We start from the raw sequence: 23,897 nt of genomic DNA on the forward strand, positions 1-23,897 counted from the left end.
AGCCCCACGCACTTGAGGATGTGGACGGCCGCCGATTGCCGCAACTGCCGATCTTCGTCTTGATGGAGATCATCCTCAAGCACCTGAATCGCCCGAGCCACCAGTTGCCGCAATCTCTCCACCTGGGCTCCCCAGACTTCATGCCGCCGGGCATCCAGGGCCGCCTGGAACAACTCATCCCTGTTGCGCCACAGGGTCACCGTCTGCCGACTCGCTCTCACCGCCTCGGCCACCTCCTGATCAGTCTTGCCGGCCAGCAGAAGCTCGATGGCATTCTTCTGAGCGAGCCGCAACTGTCGGGTTTTGTCAGATTTTGTGATATGTATCTCCTCAACTCATGCTTCGCTGTCAGCCCGGCTTTGCGATGCAAACCCCAGTATCCCGTGGCATGGCATGGGGCTGGTATCTTTGCGAGTTGCTCACTCAAGCAGTCGAGGGGCATGACCTTCCAGCAGAGAATCAGCCAGCAATTCGCTCGGCGGCGCCGATTCAGTATCACGGCGATGACTGCACTGCCGGCGCGGATCATGTCTTTTCGCCCAGTGTGCCGGATTGTGTGCCACCAGGCGGCACCATTGTGTCGGAAGTTTTTTCTGTATCAACAGTTACGGAAGTCGATTGGAGTCCATCTCGCTCTAATAACGTATGTTGGATACGACTGCCATCAGGTTCCACAAGCTCGTTTTCGGCAAAAGCAGTTCTGAGGTGGTGTTCTCTACTTTGCCGAGTCCCATCGCGCCAATACATGGGACATGGAATTGGGTTCGATCCTGACAGGTGGCCTGAAGCACTTCGCGATCTTTTTCTACTGCTTGTCCATGATTACCTGGCGAACCATGCTCACACCCTCCGTGTGAGACTCTTCACCAAATTAACGCCCATCATCAGAGTCGTCTCCTCGACAGCCGTGATAAGAGATTCTTCCGGCCTGGTAAGATGAGTTTTCACACCGAGGCTGCACGTTCGACTGCGAACGGCTTTCGGGGTACCTTCGATTTTGTGCGTCCCCTAGCAAAGGTCCGGCCGTGACTGGCAGGCCGGAAGTACCTTCATTGTCGGGCGAGTGATAAAGTGGAGGAATATCTGTTTAATCTTGCGACCAATCCGGGTGACAGGCACGAGCTCCTTGTCGCTCGGACGGATTGCGCAGTCCGGTGGCGTCAATTGGTGGAGCAATGGGAAAAAAGGTGAGATCGGAGCCATAACGGAGCGTTATGAAAATCATCGTTATCGAGGCTGACGGATTGCGGGCGGAATTTTTGGGACCTTATGGCAACGACTGGGTGGAAACACCATCGCTCAATCGCATTGCTGCGAGTGGTTTTGTGTTTGATCACTGTTTGATCGGTTCGCCGCATCGCGGAGCGCAAACGGCAGCGCTGTGGACGGGGCTCCATCCCGCGCAGATGGCATTCACGCAATGGAGGATTCGTGATTCTCTGTCGTCGCGGATTGAGGAGATTGCCCGGACCGGTATTTTCCAGGAGGGCGCCACAGAGCGGTGCGTCGTGTCGTCGCTGCGCGAGCGGGGCTGGAAGACGGTTCTCATCAGCCCGGAAAGATCAGTTTTGACACATCCGTTGGCTCAATCTTTTGAGGAACATCGGTTGATCGGTGGGACGTCGGACGAGGCCGGGGATCCAGAGCGGATTTCCCTTCGGGTTGTCCGCGGAGAACCCGAGGTGATTCCGCTTGGACGACCTGCGGAAGATTGGGCGGAGACTCGCACGGCCCTGGTGTTTTCGGAGTTGTGCGAAACGTTGTCACAGATGGAAGGGGCGGCGCTGGTGTGGTGCCATCTTTCCGACCTGAGAAATCGCTGGGATGCACCGCTGGCAATGCGAATGCGGCACCATGAGGAGGGTGATCCTGAGCCGTGGCCGGGGACCAACGTACCGCGGCTTCGCTTTCGGGGAGAGGCGGACCCCGACTGGCTGTTACCGTTTGTCTCAGCTTATGCCGCGCAAGTGGAAGTTCTCGACCTTTGCCTGGCCGGGTTGTGGAGCACACTGGAGGACATTGCTTCCCGGGAGCCCTGGATGCTGGTCATCACCTCAGCCCGGGGAATGCCTCTGGGAGAGCACGGCTGGCTGGGTACGTGGCATGCGCCTTTGCACGCGGAACTTCTTCACATTCCCTTGATAATCGCGTTTTCCGATGGCGCCGGACAATCGGAGCGGAGTCAGGCCCTCGTCTATCTCCATGATCTGGCGGCTAGTATCCTGAGCTTTTCCGGTGGGGACACGTCTATCGGGCAAAGCGATTTGGCGATTCCGCCAAATAAGACATGGGTTGCAATTGGTGGAGAAGATCTTCTTCCCGTTATTCGCGGAGAGCTGGATCAGGTGCGAGATCGCCTCTTTGTCTGGGATGGACACCGAACTCTGGCTGTGCGCACGCGTGGTTGGTTCGCACAGGTACGGCTGGTCGGTCAAGAAGACGCCGAAGAGATCGCGGAGTCCTGCAACGGAACGGAAGACGGTGAGGAGGCAGTTTCCGAGCATTGGACGGCTCAGGATCTTACTGTGGTGAGTGCCCGGGCGGACCTTGCCAACTTAGTAAAAATGAGAACACAGGAGGGAGAGGACTCGCTGAGTGACTGGGAAATCGAAGAACTTCGCCGCCGGGTCAGGCTGTTTGTGAAGCCGGACGACCGCTGGGAGGTGAATGAGGTGGCCGACCGGTGTCCTCAGATTGCAGGCGAGTTTCTGAAGATCACCGCAGAGTTTCTATATAGTTTTCAATCGCTCGCGGATGTATCTGAGCAGAATGCGCGTCTGGCGATGTCGGTGTTGCCGAACGAGCTAGTCAGAGGTCCAGAAGCCTGAAAGGAGTGTGCAGCATGATGTTGCAGCGCGGGGTGCTCTGCCTGGCAGTGATTACCTTCACCATTTCGGCGTGTGCCCCGGCTGGAGGTGGACCGATCCAGGAGACGGTTCCCGGGGTCATCATCGATCATTCGCCCCAGACCAGCAAAATCTATATCGGATCGCCGAGTCTCGCAGTCCTTCCGGACGGGACTTATGTAGCCTCCCACGACGAGTTTGGACCAGGGTCCACCGAGCACGAGAGGGCGAAAACCCGGGTTTTTATCTCAAAAGATCGTGGTGAAAGCTGGCAGCACGTGGCTGATGTGGACGGACAGTTCTGGTCCACGCTGTTTGTTCATCGCGAGCATCTTTATCTATTGGGGACGTGGAGTCACTATGGCAATCTCGTCATTCGACGCTCCAACGATGGGGGGCGAACGTGGACTTCACCGGATGATGAGATGAGCGGCCTGCTGGCAAGGGGTCGCTTTCACTGTGCGCCTGTGCCCGTGGTTGAATACAACGGCCGAATATGGCGGGCCGTGGAAGATACCACCAATCCGCGGCAATGGGGGCGATCGTTTCGCGCCCGGGTGATCTCGGCTCCTGTCGACGCGGATCTTCTCGTGGCGGATAACTGGACTCTGAGTGATCCTTTGCCCGGCGATTCGTCGTGGCTTGGTGGGCGATTCGGTGGTTTTCTGGAAGGAAATATCGTGATCGATCCGGCGGGGGAGATTCTCAACATTCTGCGGGTGGCCTGTCCCGAGGGAGGAAAAGCCGCTCTTGTTCACGTGGCTCGGGACGGGCGAACGCTCCGGTTTGATCCCAATCGCGATTTTGCGGATTTTCCGGGCGGAGCCAAGAAATTCACCATCCGCTTCGATCCGCAGTCTCAGCGGTACTGGTCGCTCGTCAATTGGGTGCCTCCCAAACATCAAGGACTAGACGCCGCAAGGGTCCGCAACACACTTGCGTTGATTGCTTCACAGGATTTACGGCGTTGGGAGATCCGCACCGTGCTCCTCTATCATCCGGACACCCAGTGGCACGGGTTCCAGTATCCCGACTGGCTTTTCGACGGGGACGACATTATTGCCGCCATTCGAACTGCCTACGACGACGAGACAGGCGGGGCCCACAATGCTCACGATGCCAATTATCTCACCTTCCACCGATTTAAGCGCTTTCGTGAATTGACGAGGCGCGATTCTGTTGTTCCGCTTACGGAACTGGGGCTGACCGACTGACGGGCGGCACTTCACGCCGTAGGAGGAGGCGGCCAGGGATACTGGTAGGGTGGCGGGGGTGGAGGGTATTCCGGCGGAGGAGCGAGACGCTCTTCGGTCCGTTGGGGAGGCAGATGGTCACTCATCACTAACAGGAGGAAGCGGTAAAGGACCAGCACCACGGAGGCTCCGCCCAGTGCCGCCACAAAGCCCAACGGGCTGATGGGGTTGAATTCCTCCAGAGCGCACACCGTCTCTATGAAGAGAGGTCCGACGACTGCCCCGATCACGCCGATGAGGACCGTGCCCAATGGTCCGCTCGGTTCACGGCCGGGAAAGACGACTCGCGCGAGAAGACCGATCACGGTCCCGAATCCCAGCCAGACCAATACCAGCTCAATCCAGTACTCGGTCAGGAGAGGGAGTCGGAACGGAAAGTCCATGCTGGCACGTGCTCCCACGAAAAATGCCCCGGCGGATGTCGGGGCAGTTGAACAGCACACACATCCCAAACGGATGCCCCCCTCGCGCGGTCTCTGGCGGTTTGGTGCCGCTTCCGCGGGAGGGCTGGCTCCGCGTTACAATCTCCGGCTTAGCGGACAGGGGTTTGCTGTGTCTGCTGGGCCTTGGCCTGCTGAAGTGCCGCCGCCTCCCGGGCAAGCTTGAATTCCGGACCCGGCGCAAAGTACTGCACGTCATCCTTCATGTAGTAGGGGCTGGGAAGGGTCTGTCCTCCAACATCCACCTGGCACCCAGTGCCCAACAGGAGCATCCCCAGCGACATCCCACCGAGCAGCAGAAATGCAGCCAATGTGCGTGATTTTTGGCCGTCCATTCGCGACCTCCGTGTTCCTGATAGGGGCGTGTTTCGACGCCAGTGTTTTCTCGTCACCCACCCCCGAGAGGGCCATCCATCCTTCCCGGTCCTCCTGTCTGATCCAGCACTCCGGACTCGGCGCAGCACAGACGTGAGCATTCAATCACCGAGCGGACCAGCAAATCCGTTATTTTCGTTATCGTCCGTACGGGAGGCAGACTTTAGCTGCCTATTAGCCGGGGCTCTCAAAAAGTCGTAAGATCGAATTAAGGATGGCTGTGGTTTACCAACGGGGGCTGGAAAAAGGTCGGGCGAAGGGATCGAGGGGCAGTGGGCAGGATGCCTAACCGTCGTCAATGGACAAACCGGCTCCCCGGGCTGATTGATTTGCTACTGCGTCGACAGGCGAGCTCGATGAAAGCATCAAGAATTCTGCGGCTCCATTCTCGCGAGGAAAGGTCCTTTCCGGGCATACGCGCTGTCCCTGGACTATTGAGCCTCGCGCTAGCCCTCTCGGTGGGATGTCTTTTGCCTAAATCGGGCCTGGCTCAGCTAAGCTCCGGGGGACAAGTGCCCCAACCCCTCTATTACAGTGGCCTGGAACTGATGCATGAGGGGGAATTCCGCGATGCGCTCCAGATGTTCGACACGTGCTACCGCAGCGCCATGAAATTCGGCACACGGCGATTTATGGATTCCGTGTGCTACCTTGCGATGATGGGTGAGTGCTATTACCAGATGGGGCAGCTTGATCGGGCGTACGAAAGTTATTCAGCAGCTCTGGAAATTGCCCTGAGCTATCCCACCTGGCTGCAGCAGGTGATTCTTCCGCCGGCGGGAGCGAGCCCGCTCAGCAGCGCCAATCAGCCGATCCCCTGGGGACAGAGAACTCGCACAAACCCTGTTGGCCAGGTTCCCTCCACGGGCCTTTACACCTATTCGCAGATCATTGTGGATCCCAGTTTGCTGGAACGGGGTGCCATTGTGCCCCAGGAGGCTCGGGCCATTAATGTGGTGGAAATCATCCGCTGCACAGCGCTGGCGTTGCGCCGGAGGATTGAGCTTCTTGGTCCCTTATCTCTGGCAGATCCGCTGAGTAAGCCGGCATCGAGTGTGTTTTCCGTTCAGTACACTCAGCCCAACCACTGGTCGCAATGCTGGGGGGACCTACTCGGGGGACTGAGCGCGGTCAGTGAAGGCCGTTTGGATGCAGCGATTCCGCTTCTCACTCGTTCGACCACCGTTGCCGGCAGATTTGAGCACCAGCTTTCGGGGATCGCTCTCATCGAGCTCGGAAAACTGGCGCTGGCTCGTGGGGATTATGGCGCCGCCATCAATTTCTTTCAGGAAGCCAGCTACGATGCGTTTTACTATGGCGACGGCTTGATGCTCGAAGAAGCCCTGCGTTTGGCGGCGGTGGCCCATCTGGTTGGGCGGTCGCAAACAATTTACCCAGTGCTGCCGGCGGCTCTCGCCTGGGCGAAGACCAAGCGGATTCCCTTCATCCAGGCCAGTTTGGACGTCAGTTTGGCGGAGCAGGCCCTGGCGACCAACAATCTGGCGATGGCGTCCTCGGCCCTCGATGACGCCCAGAGCATTGTTTCCCGCCGGCAGATGAGCACCGGTCGAGTGGCGGCCCGGCTGGCGTTTCTGCGAGCAGCCTTGTTGCTTCATAGCGGCGCCACGTCACAGGGGCAGGCGGCTCTCAACGCGGCCCTTCCTGCGATGCGCAGCACATCCCACTGGCTCTTTCAGATATCGCGTCTTTCGCGGGTCTACGCGTCGGGACAAATCGGGCTGCGCGGGCCAATCACGCCCCGGACTGCCCACGAGCTGTATCAGCTCCTTCTGCGGGACCCTACTAACCTGGATTGGGCGATCGATCCCTTGGAGTGTCTGGCTGTCATTTCGACTCCTCATCCCACGCTTTACGATCAGTGGTTTGCCATCGCATGGCAGCGAAAGCAATGGGAGGACGCGTTGGAAATAGCCGACCGTGCCCGGCGGCACCGATTTCAATCGGCTCTCCCGCTGGGAGGACGGCTGGATGCGTTGCGGCGACTTCTCGAGGCGCCGGAAATCCTTCTCGATAATCAGGCACGCCAGGAGCGGCAAAACCTGCTTGCGCGGTATCCCCAGTTCGCAGAGCTCAGCAAACAGTCGCGGCAGTTGCGACAAGAGCTTATCGCGAGCAATCTTGTGCCAAAAAACAACGAGGAACAGGTGGCTCTCCAGAAAAAGTGGGATGCCTGGGTGGAAGTGGTGAGAAAACAGGAGAGTCTGCTGCGTGCGATGGCCGTGGATCGCAATGCCGTGGGTGTTCCCTTTCCGCCTCTCATTCCGACCAAGCAGATTCGCCAGCAACTTCCGCCAGGTACTGTCCTGTGGACGTTTTTTGCCGCCGGGAACGAGGTTTTCGTCTTTTATGTCACGAATGATCAGTATGACACCTGGCAACTCCGCGGGGGGCAGGTGGCGGTCCAAAAGTTGCTGACCCAGTACCTCACGCAGCTCGGGTTCTTGGACGGCAACCGCGAATTCACGGTCAAAGACGTGACAGACACTGGCTGGCAATCGGCGGGTGCCAATTTGCTCAACTTTCTGGTGGCGGGTTCAAAAGCCGATCTGGCTGCCGATTTCGACCAACTGATCATCGTGCCAGATGGCTTTTTGTGGTATCTTCCATTTGAGGCGCTCTGTGTCAAGGCGGATAACGGATATCTTCCTCTTGTCGCTAAACACAAGATTTACTACTCAATTTCGTCGACTTCCGCGGTGATGGGCGCTTCGGCCAGTGTTCCTCCCCAAGCTCGAACACTCGTCTTTCAGGGACGCCTTAACCCACAGGAAGAGGCTGCCGTGGGGCAGCAGCGCGTCTCCGCGATTCTTGAATCGCTCCCGGGAGCACTGGTATTGCGTTCATCACCGAGCGCTCCCCCGAGCCATCTGGTCGCATCTCTATTCGACCAGCTTGTGGTTCTGGAGGATCTAGGCGACTGCGCTCGGCCGTTCAATCTCACACCGCTTCCCCTGGCCAAAGTGAATAGCGAGTTAGGTGAGTGGCTTGAGCTACCCTACGGACGACCTTTCACGGTGGCCCTTCCGGGCCTTCACATGGCTACGGAATCGGCTTTGCGAAAGAATGACATTTCGCTCGGGGGCCAGGAAGTTTTTCTTGCCGCCGCGAGCCTTCAGGCGATGGGTTCGCAGACACTGCTTCTCGGGCGATGGCGGACAGGCGGGCAGAGCCTCAATAGACTGTTAAAAGAGTTTTTCCAGGAATGGCCGGAAAAGTCGGCCAGCGAGAGCCTCCAGAGGGCGATGCTCCTGGTGATGACGGAGCCACTTGATCCCGGACAGGAACCCCGAGTGCAAATCAAGCCCGACGATCCCCCAGCAAAAATGGTACATCCGCTATTTTGGGCCAATTTGCTTCTCGTCGATGCAGGGCACGCTACGACCGCATCCGCTGAACCACCTGGCGGCAATAACCCGCCCGCCCCGGCCCAGGGAAACCCTCCGGCCGCGGCACCTGGCGGGGAAGCCCCTCAAGAACAGGCCAATCCGCCCGGAAATGCCAATAAAGACCAGTGAATGGAAACAGCCGTCAGGCACACCGGCGGTCGCTACCGTCGCATCTTTTTTCGCATGAGAAAACCCGACCCGCTGACTGTCTCAGTGTGGATTGGCCATTGGTTTGTCCGTCGCCACGGTGGCTACCAGGCCGTAAACTGCATTTGGGCGTTAGATGGTCCAGGAGGCTTTCTGGCTATCGGACGGTTATCGCGGTAACCGACAGGGGTCTCCCCGAGCGGCCTGTAAGCGCGATGGCGCTCCTGCCTGAAAATCGGTTCCCTCCTCGGGTGGTGGATGGCCGTCGCCAACCTGGGATAGCCGTTGCTGGCGTTTTCTCACCATAATGATAAGTGAAAAACTTTATTCACTTGCACGCGCAAATTTTGCTACAATTTCCCAATTGCCTGTTCGTATGGGAGTGTCATTTGCCGCCAGGAGTGTGAAGATGAAGCCCTCAAGTCTTTCCCAATCACCGCGTCTTGCCCGATATATTGCCTCCTTGGTGTCAATCGTATTACTGGGGAGCTTTGTCGGTATCGGTGCGAGGAACGTGTTGGCGTCTGAGGAGTCTGCTGCGGGGAGCGAAGCCAAGAAGGCGGAGGAAACAACTGGCCGGGAAGACCTTGATCGCGCGGTGGAGTTGAAGCTTTCCGCGCGAACACTCAATGATTTGGGTGAGGTAATCCGCCTTTGCGAACAGGCCCTGTCGAAAAAACTGGATAAAGAGGATGAGGAGTTTGCGCGACAGCTTCTGGCGGCCACGCGGATCCAACGCGGAATGATGATTGCGCAGGTCATCCTAGGCGGAATTCCCATCGATCGTAACTGGCCGGCGTTTCGGGCCCTGGCTCTGGAAGATCTCGAGAAAGGTCTGGCGGTGGATCCCACGCAGGCCGAGGCCTGGTTTACCGTGGCCAGGCTCCAGGCTCTCCCTGGGGGAGATGAGAAAAAGGCTATCGAGGCATGTGGCCGCGCCATCGAACTGGGCGGGAACAATCCACGCTTGCTTGCCGACGCGTACATGCTTCGCGGACAGCTCACGGAGGGCAAGGAGGAATCCATCGCCGACCTGACCAAGGCCGTCGAGCTTTTGCCCGACGACCCCGAACCCCTGCGTTTGCGGGCGCAGAGCTACCTGAAGGCGAATAAACCCGAAGAGGCCCTGGCGGACCTCAATAAAGCGCTGGAAAAGGAGCCGGATTCACTGCCTACGCTGGAATCCAAGATCGACACTCTGATCGAGCTGAAACGCTATGACGAAGCCCTCAAGGTGTGCGACCAAATCGAAAAGCTCAGCCCGAACACCGCGGAAGCTCTTTTCAACCGGGCACGGATTCTCGCTGTCCAGAAGGAATACGAGAAAGCGATCGAGCTTTTAGACCGGGCGGCCAAGCTTGATCCTAAAAATCCTGCCGTTTTGATGATCAGGGCTGCTGTTTATCAGGAACTGAAGAAAACGGAGGAAGCTCTGAAAGATATCAACGAGGCCATCAAGTTGCGTCCGGGTAATCCAGCGCTTTTACGGCTGAGGGCAGCCATTCTGGCCGGCAGCGGCAAATTCAGCGAGGCTATCGCAGATCTTGAACAGGTGCGAAAGGCGCAGAGCGGTGAGGACGAAGTCACCCTCGCGCTTCAGTTAGGCCTGTTGTATTCCGCTCAGAAGTTTTACGGCAAAGCGATCGAGCAGTTCTCGAAGGTGCTCGAAGCCGATCCCAAGAATGTGGCGGCACTCCGGGGGCGTGCCGATGCCCTGCTCAGCATGGGACGCCATGCGGAAGCGATCAAGGATTACGAAAAGGCCTTGGAGGTTGACCCCAACGACAGTGGCGTTCTGAACAATCTGGCCTGGGTGCTGGCCACTTCTCCCGACGACAAACTGCGGGACGGCAAGCGGGCTCTCGAATTAGCAAAGAAAGCGTGCGAGCTCACGCAGTACAAGGAAGCCCATATCCTCAGCACGCTGGCGGCTGCTTATGCCGAACTGGGCGATTTGAAAACGGCCATCGAATGGTCTCAGAAAGCCGTGGAACTCGGCGAAGGCGAGGAGAAAGAGGCCCTCATGAAGGAGCTGGAAACCTACAAGTCCGGTAAACCGATGCGCGAGCTCCTCCAGGAACCTCCTGAGCCGATCAACCCGCCTGCCGAACAGGAAAAGAAGGAAGAAAAATCCCAGTCCGAAATGGATCAGAAACAATAAACCCAAAAACCTTGACATTTCCCGCGGAATCAGCCAGCGCGGTGTCGCTGATCGACCGCCGCAGCTCGAAGTTGACAGTCCCCGTGGCACTGGACGAGCGTCGTGCCCGGGCAAAGAACAGATACACCCGACCGGGGCTGAGACGGACCGGCTGATAGAGGGTCGTCTGTTCGCTCCCGTTGCCGACCAGCTTGAGGCTCCGCCCGCGATAGCTCAGCACGTCGCCCGCCCGGGTTGTGGTGACGGTCACCTGCGGATTTGTGCCGCCAGTTAACCTGTTGATCACCTGAAGATGGGCGATGTCCCCCGGTGTGTCCTCGAAGATGACCGTAAAGGGGTTCGTGCCGCTGACTGTGACTGCTGCGAGGCCGGGAATCCCGCGGAGGGCGGCCTGGATATCGGAAGTCGTGGGGGCCGGCCCCAGGGGCGTCGTGTGCCAGACTTTTCCCAGAGGATCTGTCCAGGTCAGTACGAAGTAACCTCCTGTGGGATTTCCTGTGATCGCAATCTGCTGCTGTTCCGGTTCGGTGATGACAATCGTGGTGCCCGGTGTTCCCGTATGGATCGTCCACGCATCGGGGGTGTTTGCGGCTGACGTCGTCTCCAATCCGGGATTGGCCAGCAGTGACTGATTGAGAGAGGCCAGGGGGATAGTGAAGTAGGCCCCTGAGCCCTGGGGCCAGTCGCGATCGCCGCGGCCCAGAGTGCTAGCCCGGGCTCCGGATACCGTCAACCGGGTTCCATCACTCTTCAAATTGATCGTTTCAGGATAGATCCAGACGGGTTCGCCATAGCCGTTGCGGTCGGAAACAGCAATGAGGGCATCGCCCTGGTTTGCCGCTCCCGGCGTGACGGTGAGGGACTTTGTGGAGGCAGTGAAATAGTAGCCGCCCGCCACCAGATCGCTGCGGATGACTTCCAGGGCCTGGTTGAGTGTCCGGTAGGTGAAGTTTTTCTCCTCGATGTAGCGACGGATAAGACTTTGCGCCGCGGCAACGATCTGGTTGTGGAGCGCGGCCCCGGCGGCATCCCAGGCGTCGTGGCTTATGATCGCCGTTTGCAATTGAGGAGCCAGATCGAGGACCGCCTCCAGGGCCTGCCGCTTGGTCCAGACGTTCCCTGTACGGGTGGCATCCACCGCCCGCCCCAGGGCAAAGAGCTTTCCCAGGAGGTTGAAGAGGCCACTATCAGCCGAGGGTGTGTAGAGATCCATGCTGTGGATTCTACACCACAGGGAGACGGGAATTGGGACAGGATGACGAGTCGAAGAGGCTCAAGGAGTTGCGGATCTCTCTCGATTACAGGATAATCGTTCCGCTGGCGTCTTGCTCTTCATCCGGACGAGAACGGGCATCACGACCAGCAGCCTTGCCTTTCTCCCGCTCTTCGAGGGCTGCGAGTGTATAGGGGTCAAACATTCCTTGTTTGCGCCATTTCTCCCTTATCTCATAGACTTTCTCGAGCTCTTTTCTTTTTTCCTCTTCCGACATGTGTTCCCACTCCCACTGCGAGCGGGCATACTTGGCAAGAATCTTCATTTTGTCAGAAGCAGTGCGGAGGTATTCCTCATCCAGGAACCAGGGTTTCTTTTCCTCGGACATTTTTTCCCTCCTCTCCGTTCGCCTGTTCCAGGCTGCGATATGCCGGATTCTGGAGAAATTCCTCCTCCGGTGCGGTGTCGGAGATGTCCAGAAGCTCGCGGAGGTCGGCGGCCCGGATCTTGAGCCCCATATTGAAGGCCACCTGGAGGGCCTCGAGCTTTTCGCGGGTGTCGTCCCGCTCCAGAAAGTAGTTTCCGCTTGTGGTCTGTACTGATCTAAAACGACCACCGCCAGTTGGAAGAGTTGCGGTGGTGATTTTTTAGTGCATAATAACGGCCGAAGTTGCGGGAATGGCTGAGCCTAGCGGACCGGTCGATGCAAGGGGTATATCCGTGACGTTTTGATTCAGCCTTCTGGACCGTGCGGATACTTCGAGGGAACGGAACGCACGCCCCGGCACCATGATCCGCCGCCCGATCTATGTTCGTGCGGTTTGGCCGATTCGTTTCACAGCCTACACTGTGTCTTTGCTATCCGAGGGGTCCAGCCATGCTGAGTTGCAGGCCGCTTCTGGAGTGTGTCGTGATTGTTGCCAGCGCGGTGGTCAATGCCGCAGGTCTTGCCGCATCGGAGGTAGAGGCCAATCCTAGGGGCCTGCCTCAGGGACCAGGCCTTGCTCAGAAAGTTGGTGATTGGGCAAGGCTGCGCAGTCATCCCGATGTGGTGCTCGTCGAGGATTTTGAGCTGGACACGATCAGCCAACTCCAAAGCCGCTGGACGCAGATTTCCCATCCGGAAATCATGAGTCTCGCTTCGGAAAACGCACCGGGCAGCACGGGAACGCGTTCGCTTCTCATGACGCACACGGGAGGCCGGGGAACCGGTGGGCATCTCTACCGGCGGTTGGAGCGAGGCTACAAGCAACTCTTCGTGCGGTTTTATGTAAAGTTCGATCCCGATTGTGCGCCCATCCACCATTTCTTTCATGTGGGTGGTTACTACCCGCCTACTCCCTGGCCGCAGGGTGGTGCCGGCGAACGCCCTCGCGGGAATGAGCGGTTGACGGTGGGCATCGAACCCTTTGGCAGCGACTGGCGCTGGGACTATTACACCTATTGGATGGAAATGCGGGCAAGTCCGCCCCGCGGTCAGACCTGGGGTAATTGTTTCATCAATGATCCAAATTTGAAAGTCACCAAAGGGCGTTGGCAATGCCTGGAGGTGATGATCCAGTTAAACGATCCGCCGAGTGAGCGTAACGGTGAACTTGCCCTCTGGCTGGACGGTCGTCTGGTAAGTCACCTCGGAGCGGGATTCCCCCGCGGCAAGTGGACCTTCGATCGATTTCTGCCTGGCCAGGGTGGCCAGTCCATTCGTTGGAATGACGAGAAAGGAGGTCCAGAAACATTTACGGTGCCGCCTGGCGGAGAACCTTTTCCGGGTTTTCGCTGGAGAAATGACGAACGCCTTCAGATCAACTTCGTATGGGCATTACTTTACATCACGAAGGCGCCAGAAGGCCATATCAGCCGCGTGTGGTTTGACGACATCGTGGCAGCCACCCGCTACATCGGGCCCAATCCAGAGTGATTCATTAGCACCCGTCGCACCAATTTTGCATCTGGGATGGACGAGCAAATAATGCGATCGGCTTATCAGCGCTGGAGGAGTTTCCAGCCTTGCTTCACCAGTCGTTCGACGAATCGCGCCGTCAACCATCGCATGCCGACCCGTGAGACGTGCGGGAGAACGTGTGTTGCCTGTTGACCAAGCAATCCCCATTTTTCGCGTTTGCGGTGCTCTCGCAGAAGCCGATTTCGCTGCACACCTTGGGCCTCCTGCCAGCGGTCGCGAATCGCGGGGAGTACCCCCTCCTTCACGTTGTACAGGCGGTCTGGATGTGTGCACACAGGGATGGCGGGCTCGTTGGAAGTTAGCTGGAGGTCGCGCCGGACGCTATTCACAAATGCCCGAATCGACTGTTCCTTCGGCGATAAGTTGTTGGCGGCTTTCTGTTGTTGCCAATTGTAGGGGGGATTCCACTCCTGACGGGGACGGAGCTCGTCGATGAATGAACACACCGCAATAAGCGGCGGCTGACGCAGCAGCGGACGCTCTCGGAAGAATTGCCGGAATTGCTGGATAAATTCCTGATCCGGCTTTCGGGCAGCGACGCGAGCCGAACAAACAATCAGCACCATATCCGCCTGCTCCAGCTCTTCCCACAGGGAGCGGAATTTCGCAATCTCCTGGGCGGTCTGATAACCTGGAGTATCCACGAGAATAAGTCCTCCCGGCAATCGATTCTTGTCGTTCTCTCCGGAGTTGTCATCTTCGGGGATGAGACGGTAACGGGCAATTTGATCGGTGGCCGGGAGAACGTCCGTATGTGCTCGCCAGTCGCTGCAGAGGGCATTCACAAGGCTCGATTTTCCCGCTTTGAGCTGCCCCACCACCACGATCCGAATAAACTCCGAGGGAACAATTTCGTGCTCCGCGGCTGCTTTCCACTGCGTCTGAATGTCAGCTGTTCTTTGGTTCTCGAATAATTCTTCATCCAGAATCACCCGACCTGAGTAAAGCTCTATGAGATAGAATCCCACGCGGCGGATGATAAAGGCCAGCGCTTCACACTTCATTTGATCCATTGTTTGCTGAACAGACTGGCTGGTGACATAGCGCTGAAACTCACGCCATAGCGCATTAATCGGCGAGGCAGCAGCGGTCACTATGCGGTAAATAATATACAGAGATTGCCACCACTGCCAGTATGTTCGGAGTTTCATCCAATCGTTGATAGTGAGAATATGGGAACCGGGAAAATTTTTTTGAACGGTTTCACGAAGTTCCCGGGTTACTTTTTCAATTATTTTGAGGATATCGGTCACCGGCACCTGGAGATACGCTTGCTCCTTGTCGGGATAAAAATGTTGTGCCACCGTATGTACGAGTTGAAGCAGAACATCCTGAATATCGTTGACACTATTGACGGATAGTTCACCGGCCGCGGCTTGCAACGCAAGCTGTTCTACCTTCTCCCAGGCCTCTCGTTCTCGCAAGGGCCAATCTTCGGGACACGCTGGCAGGGGTGTTTTGAACGCACCTGGTGGCGATTTTTTGCGATAATAACGGACAGCGACAAAAAAAGCCGCGGTGATCGCTGCGGTGATGATACCATAGATAAATACCCACCCGTTACGCCAGAGAGTGTACGCCCCGACAACCATCAGGCCAACGTAGGGAACAGCCACGATCGCCAGGGTGATCGCCCAGAGAATAGCCTGACGTTTACTGAACATGGAAGTCCCTCTTATTTTTAATGCTTTATTTTTAATGCTTATTAAACACTAAAAAGACGCTAATTTATTGGTCGGCCATATGGTGATTCTGTCAAACGTGTGTCAGCACGAGTTGGAAGGAACAGACTGACTATCATTTTTGTCTTTCAAGTACCTTTGATCGATTGAAAAAGGCGTGCGGCGTGCTCCCGGGCAAACATAAGTTCATTCTGATAAACGTGCTTGATGTCCTCGGCCGTGGGCAGTGCACCATCTTTGATCTCTGCAAAATACCAGGCCAGGGTGTGTCCCAGGGCGTAGGTGGAAGCGCCACTAAAGGCCGCCGCAACCGGCAGGCCAAGCCACGGCAATACCTTGAGCAGTTCGCGAGTCACATAACGCACCCCCCAGCGAGTAAAAAATCCCCATCCCAGTGTTGCCACCATATCCCAAAAACGCTCCCAAGTAAGCGGTTGATTGTAGATGGCTGCGAGCCGTTGGGCCATGAGGAATTGAATGCCCAAAATGAGGGGTAAGTCGATCGCCGGAACTGGGACTGCTCCCGCTGCCGCGGCAAGGAGTGTGTGGTGGAAAATCACATCTTGCGCTTTTTGCGCATGGATGGCACCGGCGTGATGACGCAGCTCTTGGGTCGCTGCGATCAACCCCCGGAGGCTTAGCGGAAACGCGTCCTCGATGGCCTGCCAGAGCTGCTCGAGCCCGTAAAACTGCGGGGTGAATCCGTCCTCAGGCAGTGTGAAATCGATGGCCACAAACCGGACGTTGCGGCCTTGAAACCATGAACGTTGCAGGGTGAGGGCCCGGGCAAGGTCCTGCGGCACTTCCGGTGGCAAGGGAGCGCGATCAAAAGGATACGGGAGGATATGCCGCGGCTCCCGCCAGGGATACCCCTCGTGAAGGCACGTCTGCACTACAATGATCGGCCATTCGGGATGCCTAACCGTCAGCTGTTGAATCACAGATCGTACAACTTCCTGTGCCGGGTCCATCGCCCGCATGACGGCCATGACCAGGTGCGCTTGCTCCTCGTGCCATTGCATGTCCACTGCGGGATCATAATCCGGGTCGTCAAGGCCGCGAGTGTCCAGGAACTCGAGAAGAGGCAACTCATGGTTTGGGAACGGATAACGCCACGAGGACTTCGTACAGGGCTCAAATCCATTTCCGATTTCCGCGCGTGAATCTCCCGTGAGCGCGTGAATTATCGACGTCTTGCCAGCCTGGGCCTTTCCCACAAGCCAGATAACCGGCCGAGGCAAACGGGCTTTCAGTTCCTCTAAGGTTCGAGAAAACTTCGGATTATTGATCTCCGCAGCCCTGGGAAAGATCATCATAAACTTCACCCATAGTGGTTCAGTTACTGGCTAAATAATGTTACGGATCGGGAACGGAACGATAACACACCAGATCGCCATCCTCGGTGGCAACGAGGAGAGCCTTTTGCACCACCACCGGGGATGCCGAAATGGACCCGCCCACAGTAAGCGACCACAGTGATTCTCCGTCTTTTACACGAATGGCATAAATTCGGCCATCCAGCGAAGGCGCCAGAACCAAATCGTCGTCAGGATCGCCGTTCCGGGTGGCCCGCACAATGACAGGTGATGCATCCACGAACCGGCGCGTCGGAAATCGCCAGAGATGTTGGCCAGAGATGCGGTCAAAGCAATGGACGGCTTTGTCCCGACTTCCCACCACAACGTAGCGCTCATTCACCGCCGCGGACGCCCGAAAGGCTCTGCCATCGTTTTCATTGTCATAACGCCAGACGACTTTGGCCTGCATCCAGTCGATCCCAAAAAACACACCATTTTCCGTGCCCACGTAGGCCAGAGATCCGACCACTGCGGGTGTGCAGCCGGTTGGACCTTCCAGGTCAACAGCGGCGATTTCCTGGCCATGGTGGATTTCGACCACATGCAGTTTTCCATCGCATCCGGCAATGAAAGTACGGCCCTCGACGATGGGGGGCGTGCAGCGGATTTGGTCGTGACCACCAGCTTTCCAAACGAATTTCCCTGTTTGCGCATCCACGCAGTAGAGGAACGTATCCTGGGATCCAAACACCACGACCTGTTTGCCTGAGGGTAGGGTGGCGAAGCCGGGGCCCCCGTCGATTTCTCCTTCCACCTCTATCTGCCAGACAGGTTCACCGGTTTGCGCTCGGAGACAGTGAAAGCCGCCGTTGATGTCTCCTACGTAGACATTGCCATTCGAATAGCCGGCAGGCGCGAGGATTCCGGCAGGTGCCTTCCATGCCCAACGTTTTCGACCTGTTTGGAGATCCACAGCGTAAAAATTGCCTTCATTGCCGCCTAGAAAAACCGTATTTTCCGCCACTACCGGTGTGGCTGTGAAAGAATCGTTCTCGGCGGTGAAGACCCATGCCTGCTCGGGCGGCCGATCGAATCGGCCCAGCGACAAGCCGGTGGCCGTGGGCGTGCCCCGAAAAACTGGCCAATCAGTTCCGGACACAATATCCACAGGCGTCTTCGCGGACGCCGATTCGGCTGCACTGTCGTGAAGGGCGTTCCCGGATGTAGTCAACGAGTTCTTTCGTTCTTTGCCGCTTTCAGACCCCCTCGCGGTCGGCTGGGAATTCCCCTGATCGATATCCCTTGACGGGGCAGGTTCATTGAAGCAGTAGAGCGCTTCATCTGTTCTCAAAATGAAATCGCGATCGACCAGTGCGGGTGTGGCCAGGCACCGGCCACCAATTTCGTTGCGGGAAAGGAGACGGAATTCGTCCCCCGCCGCCACCACGAAGACTACGCCGCGTTCGTTGACCGCATACAATCGGCCGTCGGCTGCCACAAGAGAGGCCGTAAACGTCCCTTCCAGAGGGGCTCGCCAGATGACCTCGCCGCTTCCCGGGTTGTAACAGGTGAGCCACTTCAGATCGGAAAGCACATACAGACGATTACGATAGACGATGCCCGACGGGATGTACGGCCCCCCCCGCGGCAGACGCCAAAGTAGCCGGGCCTGAACTGCCCTTTCCTTTCCTTCCAGATGAAAGGCCAGGATCGGCCCATTGCGACCGCTCAGGCTGAAAAGTGTCTGGTTGCGGAACAGGGCTACTGGGGTGACGAGGGTTTCTAATCCATCATAGGACCAGAGGGTGCGGCCAGTTTGAGAGTCGTAAATGCTCAGTCGCCCGACACTGCCCACCTCTCCCCCGTTGATAACCAAGTAAGAAAGATTTTTTGCCAGTCGCACGGGCACAGGTGTAGTCCAGCAGCCGGTGGAATCCCGCGGGGTTCTCCATACTTCTTCGCCGGTCCGCTTGTCGACAGCGATCAGAAACGAGTACTCCTCACGATCGCACAGTTGGATGACGGTGTCACCCAGGATGATTGGGCTGGCAGCCACCCCATAGGTATGCTCTTGCAGCCCGAGCGGTTTTTGCCACAGGAGTTGGCCCTGGAAATCGCAGCAGATCAAGCCTGCGGAACCGAAAAACGCGACGATTCGCTCTCCATCCGTGGCCACGCTGGGTGAGGCGTAACCGTTTTTGGGATGCGTTTTGCCATGGAGTCGGCCCACCTCCCGCCGCCAGAGTAACTGGCCATCAGAACGGCGGAAGGCGAGAAGCATTCCGATGGGTTCCCGGCCATCACCCACGGCAGAAGTGAGAAGCACGTAATCACCCCACACTACCGGTGAGCTGTTGCCTTGACCGGGCACCGCAACTTTCCATTTGAGGTTTTGCTGCGGCGAGAATTGGATCGGCGGATGAGCCTTCACGCCGATGCCTTGTGCAAGCGGACCTCGGAACATCGGCCACTGTTCCAGTTCGGGGTCGGTTTCCAGGGGATCCGTTGCTATGGCCGGCCAGGGCTTCGCCTCAGGAGTAATGACTGCCTTCCGACAACCACTGCTTGCCCAGATCCAGGATGTGGTGACAACAAGAATAGCAATGAGGGCGACACAATCCCTTGGTTGGGCGGTCGATCGGTGTCGAGTTTCAATCGCAGCGCCGAGAGTTGCGGGTCTTTTCATTATCGAGCCCTCCTTGCCGACTGTGCGACTTTTCGGTTTCGCAAGCAAAACGGGTTCTCTGGAGGCAGCGGGACGGATTTCCTGCCATTATGTGATTGCCGCCGATGGAAGTGCCAGACGATCGCTCCCGTGATAACTAAAATTGCCATGTTTTAACAGATAAGTGAAAGCAAGCGTACTCAGCGAAATTGCGCCGTGAAATGGAATGGACTCCCCAACCTTCAAAAACGAGCCTGACAAGCAGGGGCGGACGCGCGGAGCAGGTCCCTCCCAAGAATACGGAGGGGCACGCTTGTCGTGCCCGCCGCGCCTGATTCAGGACCCTTTCCCCATTGATGCCCCAATCTTCCCGGCTCATCGTGAGAAGCAGGAGTAAAAACACGCAGCGCAGAGTGAGAGTTGGTGAGATTTTTGGCCTTGTCAGAGCGGTCGGGCTCACGGTAGTATCGCCCCGCATGGAAAGGCTTTGAAGTTTTGGTCGACGCGTAAAAATGCATCCACCAGGACGCCAATGATGGATCGCCGGACAGCTCTCAGGACGTTTGCCACTTCTCTCTTAGGTGGGTGGTTACTTCAGCGAACATGCTCAGCCGACACTCCCGAGTGGTTGAATCCTGAAGTACTGAAAGCCTCTCTCCACACGGCGACACCCGAAGAGGAAGGCTTTATCGCCTACGTGGTCGGACTGGTGAAAGCCGGACGATTGCCTGCGGAAATCCTCCAGTCGGCGTATCTGTGGGCGAAGAGAAAGCCCAAGTACAAATTTCAGTACTTCAAAAGAGCGATCATTCAACTGGCGGCTGCCCGCGGGATTCGCCTCTGACACCTCGTTCCCAGCGATGCTTTTGACGCTCACCGGGGTACTGGAGGCTGGCGTCCTGCAGATGCCGAATTCGTCAGCCCCTCTGTGAAAACCATTTCGGGATCAGCTTTCCAGCAACCGTCGGACGCTATCCAGCAGGCGATCCATCGCGAATGGTTTACGGATGTAATCGTCTACGCCAAGCATTTCTGCGTACGCCTTGTGCCGACTCCCTTCGTTGGCGGTGATCATGATGACACGGACGGGGACCTTCCGCGTTTGGCGGAGACGCTCTAGGACCAGAAAGCCGCTCCTCTTGGGCATCATCATATCGAGGATAACAAGGTCTGGGTTTTCCGCATCCGCCAGGGCCAGCCCTTGGTTTCCATCCCTCGCGATCAGGACCTCGTACCCCATCGCTTCTAGGGCCACCCGCATCGATTCAACGATCTCCGGGTCGTCGTCGACCAGCAGGATTCGTTTGCGGCGTGCAGTGGATGCCGGAGACAGCTCCACCGCTGTCGCCGTGGTTTCATCCCGCACAGATTGGTCCCCAGTGCTGCTCGACTTTCGCACAGCCATGGCCGTATCCTCGTCTCAGGAGGGAATCTTCTATCCGGCGGAAAAGACCGTGAGAACCAGTTAGCATTCACGGATTTCCGCGATATTTTTGGGTGGGAACCCTCACGGGCTTGGCTGCGACGCCAGCCCCGGAGCCCGCATGGGAGTCAAACCTCATATTTCGTGTACCCGATAGCCCGCCATTTGTGCCCGGAGGTTCGCAAACCGGGATGGACGATCACTCCCCTTATGATGGCGTCTCGGCCAAATTATTTCAACACCGCTCCCCAAAATGGCGGGGCTGGAGTCAATCCGCTGTGACATTCAGGACGGCCAAAGTGGTCGAGCAATCCTGCCCGCCGACCAAAAGGAACTCGCCATCAAATCCGCACACATCGACTTGCCCTAGCTCTCCGAGTTCACCCAAATTTGCAGGAGCTCGAACAGGAATATATCGGTCGGACATGCCCAACACGGCCTGGGGGCGGCCCGCCGGGTCGGTGACGAGGTCTTCCCAAAGAACCTGCAGCCGAGAACCAATAAGTTCCCCGATGTAACGCCGTCTCACTTGCTGGGCGAGCCGGTCCAAGTGGGCCGACCTTTCTTTCTTGACATGCTCCGGAACCTGATCGGGATACTCGGCGGCCGGGGTTCCCTCCCGCGGACTGAACCGGAAAATGTGTATCTTTGCAAACCCCACCGTTTCCACAACCTGGCAGGTTTCTTCGAAATCGGTATCCGTTTCCCCGGGGAAGCCGACCATGATATCCGTAGTGATCGCCGGGTAGTACAGGGCCTGTTTCACCCGTTCGCAACGACGCAAGTAATACTCAACATCTGCTCGACGCCGCATCCGCTTGAGGATTTTCGGCGACCCGCTCTGTAGAGGGATATGGAGATGTGGGCAGATCCGATGGCCATTTTCCGCCATCAGCTCCAGGAGGCGGTCGCTCACTTCATTGACTTCCAGGCTCGACAGCCGAATGCGAAACCGATCATCGACACCGAGGAGTCGTGAAACGAGTTCGGCAAGATCGACCGATCGGTCGTCGTTCGGTCCGCGGCCAAATAACCCTAGGTGGACCCCTGTCAGCACCACTTCCCGATAGCCGTTGTCCACCAGTTGCCGAACTTCTAAGAGGATGTCTTCCACCGGGCGGCTCCACAACCCGGGGCGGACTTGGGGAATAATGCAATATGTGCACGGCAAAACACAGCCGTCCTGGACTTTGACGTACGCACGATGGCGGCGAGCGAAAAACGAAATCCCCGTGGGGACATCCACAAGGCCTCGCCGGGCGAGACAATCCCGCATCTGACGCTTGTCGGTCAACACTTCCGAGACGCCGGGCATGGCCGCAATTTCGTCCGCCGCTTTGGCCGCAAAGCAGCCCATCACGATGATTTCGGCTTCGGGATGTTCCCGGGCGAGCCTTCGGAGAATCTTCCGGCATTCAGCGTCCGCCTGATGGGTGACCGTGCAGGTATTAAATATGACCAGGTCCACTGGGTCGTCGGGCTCAGCGTCCCGATACCCCAGATGGAGGAACCCCTGACGCAGGTATTCCGTCTCGTATTGGTTAACCTTGCATCCGAGCGTGATGGTACGAAGCGTCGGCATAAACAGAGGATTCTTTATCAACACACTTAGGTTGTCTGACAGAATTTAATCACACCACTTGATGCCATTATACCGCAGGAGGTGCCGGCCGACCGGGGTCAGCGACCAATTTACCGTTTCCATCGGCGAGGACGCCAACTTCTTCCACCACCCGCATGCGGCGGGGCAAAAAACAAAACGCGAGCTCCGGGGGAGCTCGCGCTGCGTTTTCCATCATTCTCTAAAATGGAAGGGGCCAGGCCGAGTGCAAACTGCTCCTGACGGGATCGACCCCTGGATCACTTCTGGGCCGGTTGTTGGGCCGGCGTTTGTTCGGCGGGAGCCGGCTGTTCGGCCGGTTTCTGCTCCGCGGGCTGGGCTGCGGGTTGTTCAGCCGGCTTCTGTTCGGCAGGCTGCCCCGCCGGCTTCTGTTCAGCAGGTTGTTCCGCCGGTTGCTCGGCCGGTTTTTGCTCAGCCGGTTGGGCGGCAGGCTGCTCGGGGGCTGGCGGCATGGTCACTCCGGCGGGTGCCGAAGGAGCCGGGAGCTCAGGTCCTTTCTGTTCGGCGGCACCTTGCGGCTCGGCTGGCTGCTCCTGACCAGCAGGTCGAACTTCGCTCGGAGCTTCTTTTTGAGTGGTACTCGCGGCGGGCGTTTTGCCCTTTTCTGTTTGAGTGGCTGGCTTCGGACAACCAACCACAGCGACCAACAATCCCAAAGCCACGAACAAAGCAACAATTCGTTTCATCGCTACAACCTCCACTGTGAAACCACATACGGACCACACGGGACGTCAGCGCCTGCGCCGACGTCCTGACAGGACCCACGATACAGCTCGGGGAGAGATTGCTTTCTTTGGACGGACCATCATTGCGGATAAAGCAGGCAAGACGTTCTTACCCTTCCACTAATATCGATTTGCTATTCTTTGCCCCTTATCCTGTTTTTCCAAGATGTGCCCCCAATCCGCATCCGGCAATCGCATTTCCCGCTTACAACTAATGATGCGATCTGAAGCCATCTTATTCCACCCCGGCCAGTTGGTGGTGCGCTTTTGATACCTGCAGTGCCATTGTGTACGCCCGGTCCAGACCGGGTTGTAACTTCTCCAAAACTCGCGACTTTCCCGCCAGATGCGGCTAATCCCGCGCGAATTGCCAGGCAAGACTCGAAAAACGATGTCCTTGAGGTTGTCCGGGGTAGCACAGATTGCTTATTTGCGCAGAGAAGCGGTGTGCCCAAACCTCACGGGGAACACCAGGTAGGAGCGCTCTTGGGGCCTAACAGTGCCAACGACTCGGATGATTCACCTTCAATGACTGGCCCTAACAAGCACGTTTTACCAAGCGGTATCCTGGAGGGCCACGCCGGTCGTGCCCCACGAGAGATCGTGCTGGCGTCAGAAAGAGAACTCCTAAAAGAAATGGCAGTTCTCTGAAATTCCTCGCCGAGCCACGCGCTTCCC

The 23,897-nt window shown here is 57.5% G+C and carries 18 protein-coding genes; 6 read left to right on the forward strand and 12 right to left on the reverse strand.

The window, feature by feature from the left end:
- A partial coding sequence (locus tag ABJK56_RS17065; RefSeq protein WP_347245887.1) for a helix-turn-helix domain-containing protein occupies positions 1-293 on the reverse strand: 293 nt, incomplete at its 3' end.
- Between the two features lie 921 nt (positions 294-1,214).
- Between ABJK56_RS17065 and ABJK56_RS17070 the strand changes: the two genes are divergently transcribed.
- Entirely contained in the window at positions 1,215-2,828 is a 1,614-nt protein-coding gene (locus ABJK56_RS17070; protein ID WP_347245888.1) for a sulfatase-like hydrolase/transferase, read from the forward strand.
- 14 nt (positions 2,829-2,842) lie between these two features.
- Complete coding sequence (locus tag ABJK56_RS17075; RefSeq protein ID WP_347245889.1) at positions 2,843-4,060, forward strand: sialidase family protein; 1,218 nt, start codon at positions 2,843-2,845, stop codon at positions 4,058-4,060.
- 11 nt (positions 4,061-4,071) lie between these two features.
- Here ABJK56_RS17075 and ABJK56_RS17080 read toward each other — a convergent pair whose 3' ends face one another.
- Together ABJK56_RS17080 and ABJK56_RS17085 are read right to left on the reverse strand one after the other, a co-directional pair.
- Positions 4,072-4,482 carry a hypothetical protein gene (locus ABJK56_RS17080; RefSeq protein WP_347245890.1) on the reverse strand — a complete coding sequence of 137 codons (411 nt, stop codon included), beginning with the start codon at positions 4,480-4,482 and terminating at the stop codon, positions 4,072-4,074.
- Between the two features lie 149 nt (positions 4,483-4,631).
- Positions 4,632-4,874 carry a hypothetical protein gene (locus ABJK56_RS17085; RefSeq protein WP_347245891.1) on the reverse strand — a complete coding sequence of 81 codons (243 nt, stop codon included), beginning with the start codon at positions 4,872-4,874 and terminating at the stop codon, positions 4,632-4,634.
- Between the two features lie 396 nt (positions 4,875-5,270).
- Between ABJK56_RS17085 and ABJK56_RS17090 the strand changes: the two genes are divergently transcribed.
- Together ABJK56_RS17090 and ABJK56_RS17095 are read left to right on the forward strand one after the other, a co-directional pair.
- Complete coding sequence (locus ABJK56_RS17090; protein ID WP_347245892.1) at positions 5,271-8,450, forward strand: CHAT domain-containing protein; 3,180 nt, start codon at positions 5,271-5,273, stop codon at positions 8,448-8,450.
- Positions 8,451-8,877: 427 nt separating this feature from the next.
- Positions 8,878-10,629 carry a tetratricopeptide repeat protein gene (locus ABJK56_RS17095; protein ID WP_347245893.1) on the forward strand — a complete coding sequence of 584 codons (1,752 nt, stop codon included), beginning with the start codon at positions 8,878-8,880 and terminating at the stop codon, positions 10,627-10,629.
- On the opposite strand, the gene ABJK56_RS17100 is transcribed toward ABJK56_RS17095, so the two are convergent.
- From ABJK56_RS17100 to ABJK56_RS17110, 3 genes are all read right to left on the reverse strand, one after another.
- Positions 10,562-11,842: a hypothetical protein gene (locus ABJK56_RS17100; protein WP_347245894.1), complete on the reverse strand. Its 1,281-nt coding sequence runs from the start codon at positions 11,840-11,842 to the stop codon at positions 10,562-10,564. The genes ABJK56_RS17095 and ABJK56_RS17100 overlap by 68 nt on opposite strands.
- Positions 11,843-11,927: 85 nt before the next feature.
- On the reverse strand, positions 11,928-12,230 hold the full coding sequence (locus tag ABJK56_RS17105; RefSeq protein WP_347245895.1) for a hypothetical protein: 303 nt from the start codon (positions 12,228-12,230) through the stop codon (positions 11,928-11,930).
- Positions 12,196-12,360, reverse strand: a complete 165-nt coding sequence (locus ABJK56_RS17110; RefSeq protein WP_347245896.1) for a hypothetical protein — start codon at positions 12,358-12,360, stop codon at positions 12,196-12,198. The genes ABJK56_RS17105 and ABJK56_RS17110 overlap by 35 nt, the downstream gene beginning before the upstream one ends.
- 359 nt (positions 12,361-12,719) lie before the next feature.
- On the opposite strand from ABJK56_RS17110, the gene ABJK56_RS17115 reads away from it, so the two are divergent.
- Positions 12,720-13,760, forward strand: a complete 1,041-nt coding sequence (locus ABJK56_RS17115) for a hypothetical protein (RefSeq protein WP_347245897.1) — start codon at positions 12,720-12,722, stop codon at positions 13,758-13,760.
- Positions 13,761-13,825: 65 nt separating this feature from the next.
- On the opposite strand, the gene ABJK56_RS17120 is transcribed toward ABJK56_RS17115, so the two are convergent.
- The 3 genes from ABJK56_RS17120 to ABJK56_RS17130 form a co-directional block, all read right to left on the reverse strand.
- Positions 13,826-15,469, reverse strand: a complete 1,644-nt coding sequence (locus ABJK56_RS17120) for a GTPase (RefSeq protein WP_347245898.1) — start codon at positions 15,467-15,469, stop codon at positions 13,826-13,828.
- Positions 15,470-15,615: 146 nt separating this feature from the next.
- Complete coding sequence (locus ABJK56_RS17125; RefSeq protein WP_347245899.1) at positions 15,616-16,803, reverse strand: DUF697 domain-containing protein; 1,188 nt, start codon at positions 16,801-16,803, stop codon at positions 15,616-15,618.
- Between the two features lie 40 nt (positions 16,804-16,843).
- Positions 16,844-19,471, reverse strand: a complete 2,628-nt coding sequence (locus tag ABJK56_RS17130) for a PQQ-binding-like beta-propeller repeat protein (protein ID WP_347245900.1) — start codon at positions 19,469-19,471, stop codon at positions 16,844-16,846.
- A 514-nt stretch (positions 19,472-19,985) separates the two neighbouring features.
- On the opposite strand from ABJK56_RS17130, the gene ABJK56_RS17135 reads away from it, so the two are divergent.
- Positions 19,986-20,294, forward strand: coding sequence for a hypothetical protein (locus tag ABJK56_RS17135; RefSeq protein WP_347245901.1), 309 nt, complete (start codon positions 19,986-19,988; stop codon positions 20,292-20,294).
- A 102-nt stretch (positions 20,295-20,396) separates the two neighbouring features.
- Here ABJK56_RS17135 and ABJK56_RS17140 read toward each other — a convergent pair whose 3' ends face one another.
- The 3 genes from ABJK56_RS17140 to ABJK56_RS17150 form a co-directional block, all read right to left on the reverse strand.
- Positions 20,397-20,855, reverse strand: coding sequence for a response regulator (locus ABJK56_RS17140; protein ID WP_347245902.1), 459 nt, complete (start codon positions 20,853-20,855; stop codon positions 20,397-20,399).
- Between the two features lie 286 nt (positions 20,856-21,141).
- Positions 21,142-22,455 carry a tRNA (N(6)-L-threonylcarbamoyladenosine(37)-C(2))-methylthiotransferase MtaB gene (gene mtaB, locus ABJK56_RS17145; RefSeq protein WP_347245903.1) on the reverse strand — a complete coding sequence of 438 codons (1,314 nt, stop codon included), beginning with the start codon at positions 22,453-22,455 and terminating at the stop codon, positions 21,142-21,144.
- Positions 22,456-22,733: 278 nt separating this feature from the next.
- Positions 22,734-23,180: a hypothetical protein gene (locus ABJK56_RS17150; RefSeq protein ID WP_347245904.1), complete on the reverse strand. Its 447-nt coding sequence runs from the start codon at positions 23,178-23,180 to the stop codon at positions 22,734-22,736.
- Positions 23,181-23,897 lie beyond the last annotated feature (717 nt).

It is taken from the genome of Thermogutta sp., assembly GCF_039793925.1.
Classification (GTDB): Bacteria; Planctomycetota; Planctomycetia; order Pirellulales; family Thermoguttaceae; genus Thermogutta.

Excerpts from the sequence above, each read along its gene's own strand:
- ABJK56_RS17135 (WP_347245901.1), top strand. The coding sequence starts at position 19,986 with ATGGATCGCCGGACAGCTCTCAGGACGTTTGCCACTTCTCTCTTAGGT.
- ABJK56_RS17140 (WP_347245902.1), bottom strand. The coding sequence starts at position 20,855 with ATGGCTGTGCGAAAGTCGAGCAGCACTGGGGACCAATCTGTGCGGGAT.
- ABJK56_RS17105 (WP_347245895.1), bottom strand. The coding sequence starts at position 12,230 with ATGTCCGAGGAAAAGAAACCCTGGTTCCTGGATGAGGAATACCTCCGC.
- ABJK56_RS17120 (WP_347245898.1), bottom strand. The coding sequence starts at position 15,469 with ATGTTCAGTAAACGTCAGGCTATTCTCTGGGCGATCACCCTGGCGATC.
- ABJK56_RS17080 (WP_347245890.1), bottom strand. The coding sequence starts at position 4,482 with ATGGACTTTCCGTTCCGACTCCCTCTCCTGACCGAGTACTGGATTGAG.
- ABJK56_RS17095 (WP_347245893.1), top strand. The coding sequence starts at position 8,878 with ATGAAGCCCTCAAGTCTTTCCCAATCACCGCGTCTTGCCCGATATATT.
- ABJK56_RS17125 (WP_347245899.1), bottom strand. The coding sequence starts at position 16,803 with ATGATGATCTTTCCCAGGGCTGCGGAGATCAATAATCCGAAGTTTTCT.
- ABJK56_RS17075 (WP_347245889.1), top strand. The coding sequence starts at position 2,843 with ATGATGTTGCAGCGCGGGGTGCTCTGCCTGGCAGTGATTACCTTCACC.
- mtaB (WP_347245903.1), bottom strand. The coding sequence starts at position 22,455 with ATGCCGACGCTTCGTACCATCACGCTCGGATGCAAGGTTAACCAATAC.
- ABJK56_RS17150 (WP_347245904.1), bottom strand. The coding sequence starts at position 23,180 with ATGAAACGAATTGTTGCTTTGTTCGTGGCTTTGGGATTGTTGGTCGCT.
- ABJK56_RS17110 (WP_347245896.1), bottom strand. The coding sequence starts at position 12,360 with ATGGGGCTCAAGATCCGGGCCGCCGACCTCCGCGAGCTTCTGGACATC.
- ABJK56_RS17085 (WP_347245891.1), bottom strand. The coding sequence starts at position 4,874 with ATGGACGGCCAAAAATCACGCACATTGGCTGCATTTCTGCTGCTCGGT.
- ABJK56_RS17090 (WP_347245892.1), top strand. The coding sequence starts at position 5,271 with ATGAAAGCATCAAGAATTCTGCGGCTCCATTCTCGCGAGGAAAGGTCC.
- ABJK56_RS17100 (WP_347245894.1), bottom strand. The coding sequence starts at position 11,842 with ATGGATCTCTACACACCCTCGGCTGATAGTGGCCTCTTCAACCTCCTG.
- ABJK56_RS17070 (WP_347245888.1), top strand. The coding sequence starts at position 1,215 with ATGAAAATCATCGTTATCGAGGCTGACGGATTGCGGGCGGAATTTTTG.
- ABJK56_RS17130 (WP_347245900.1), bottom strand. The coding sequence starts at position 19,471 with ATGAAAAGACCCGCAACTCTCGGCGCTGCGATTGAAACTCGACACCGA.
- ABJK56_RS17115 (WP_347245897.1), top strand. The coding sequence starts at position 12,720 with ATGCTGAGTTGCAGGCCGCTTCTGGAGTGTGTCGTGATTGTTGCCAGC.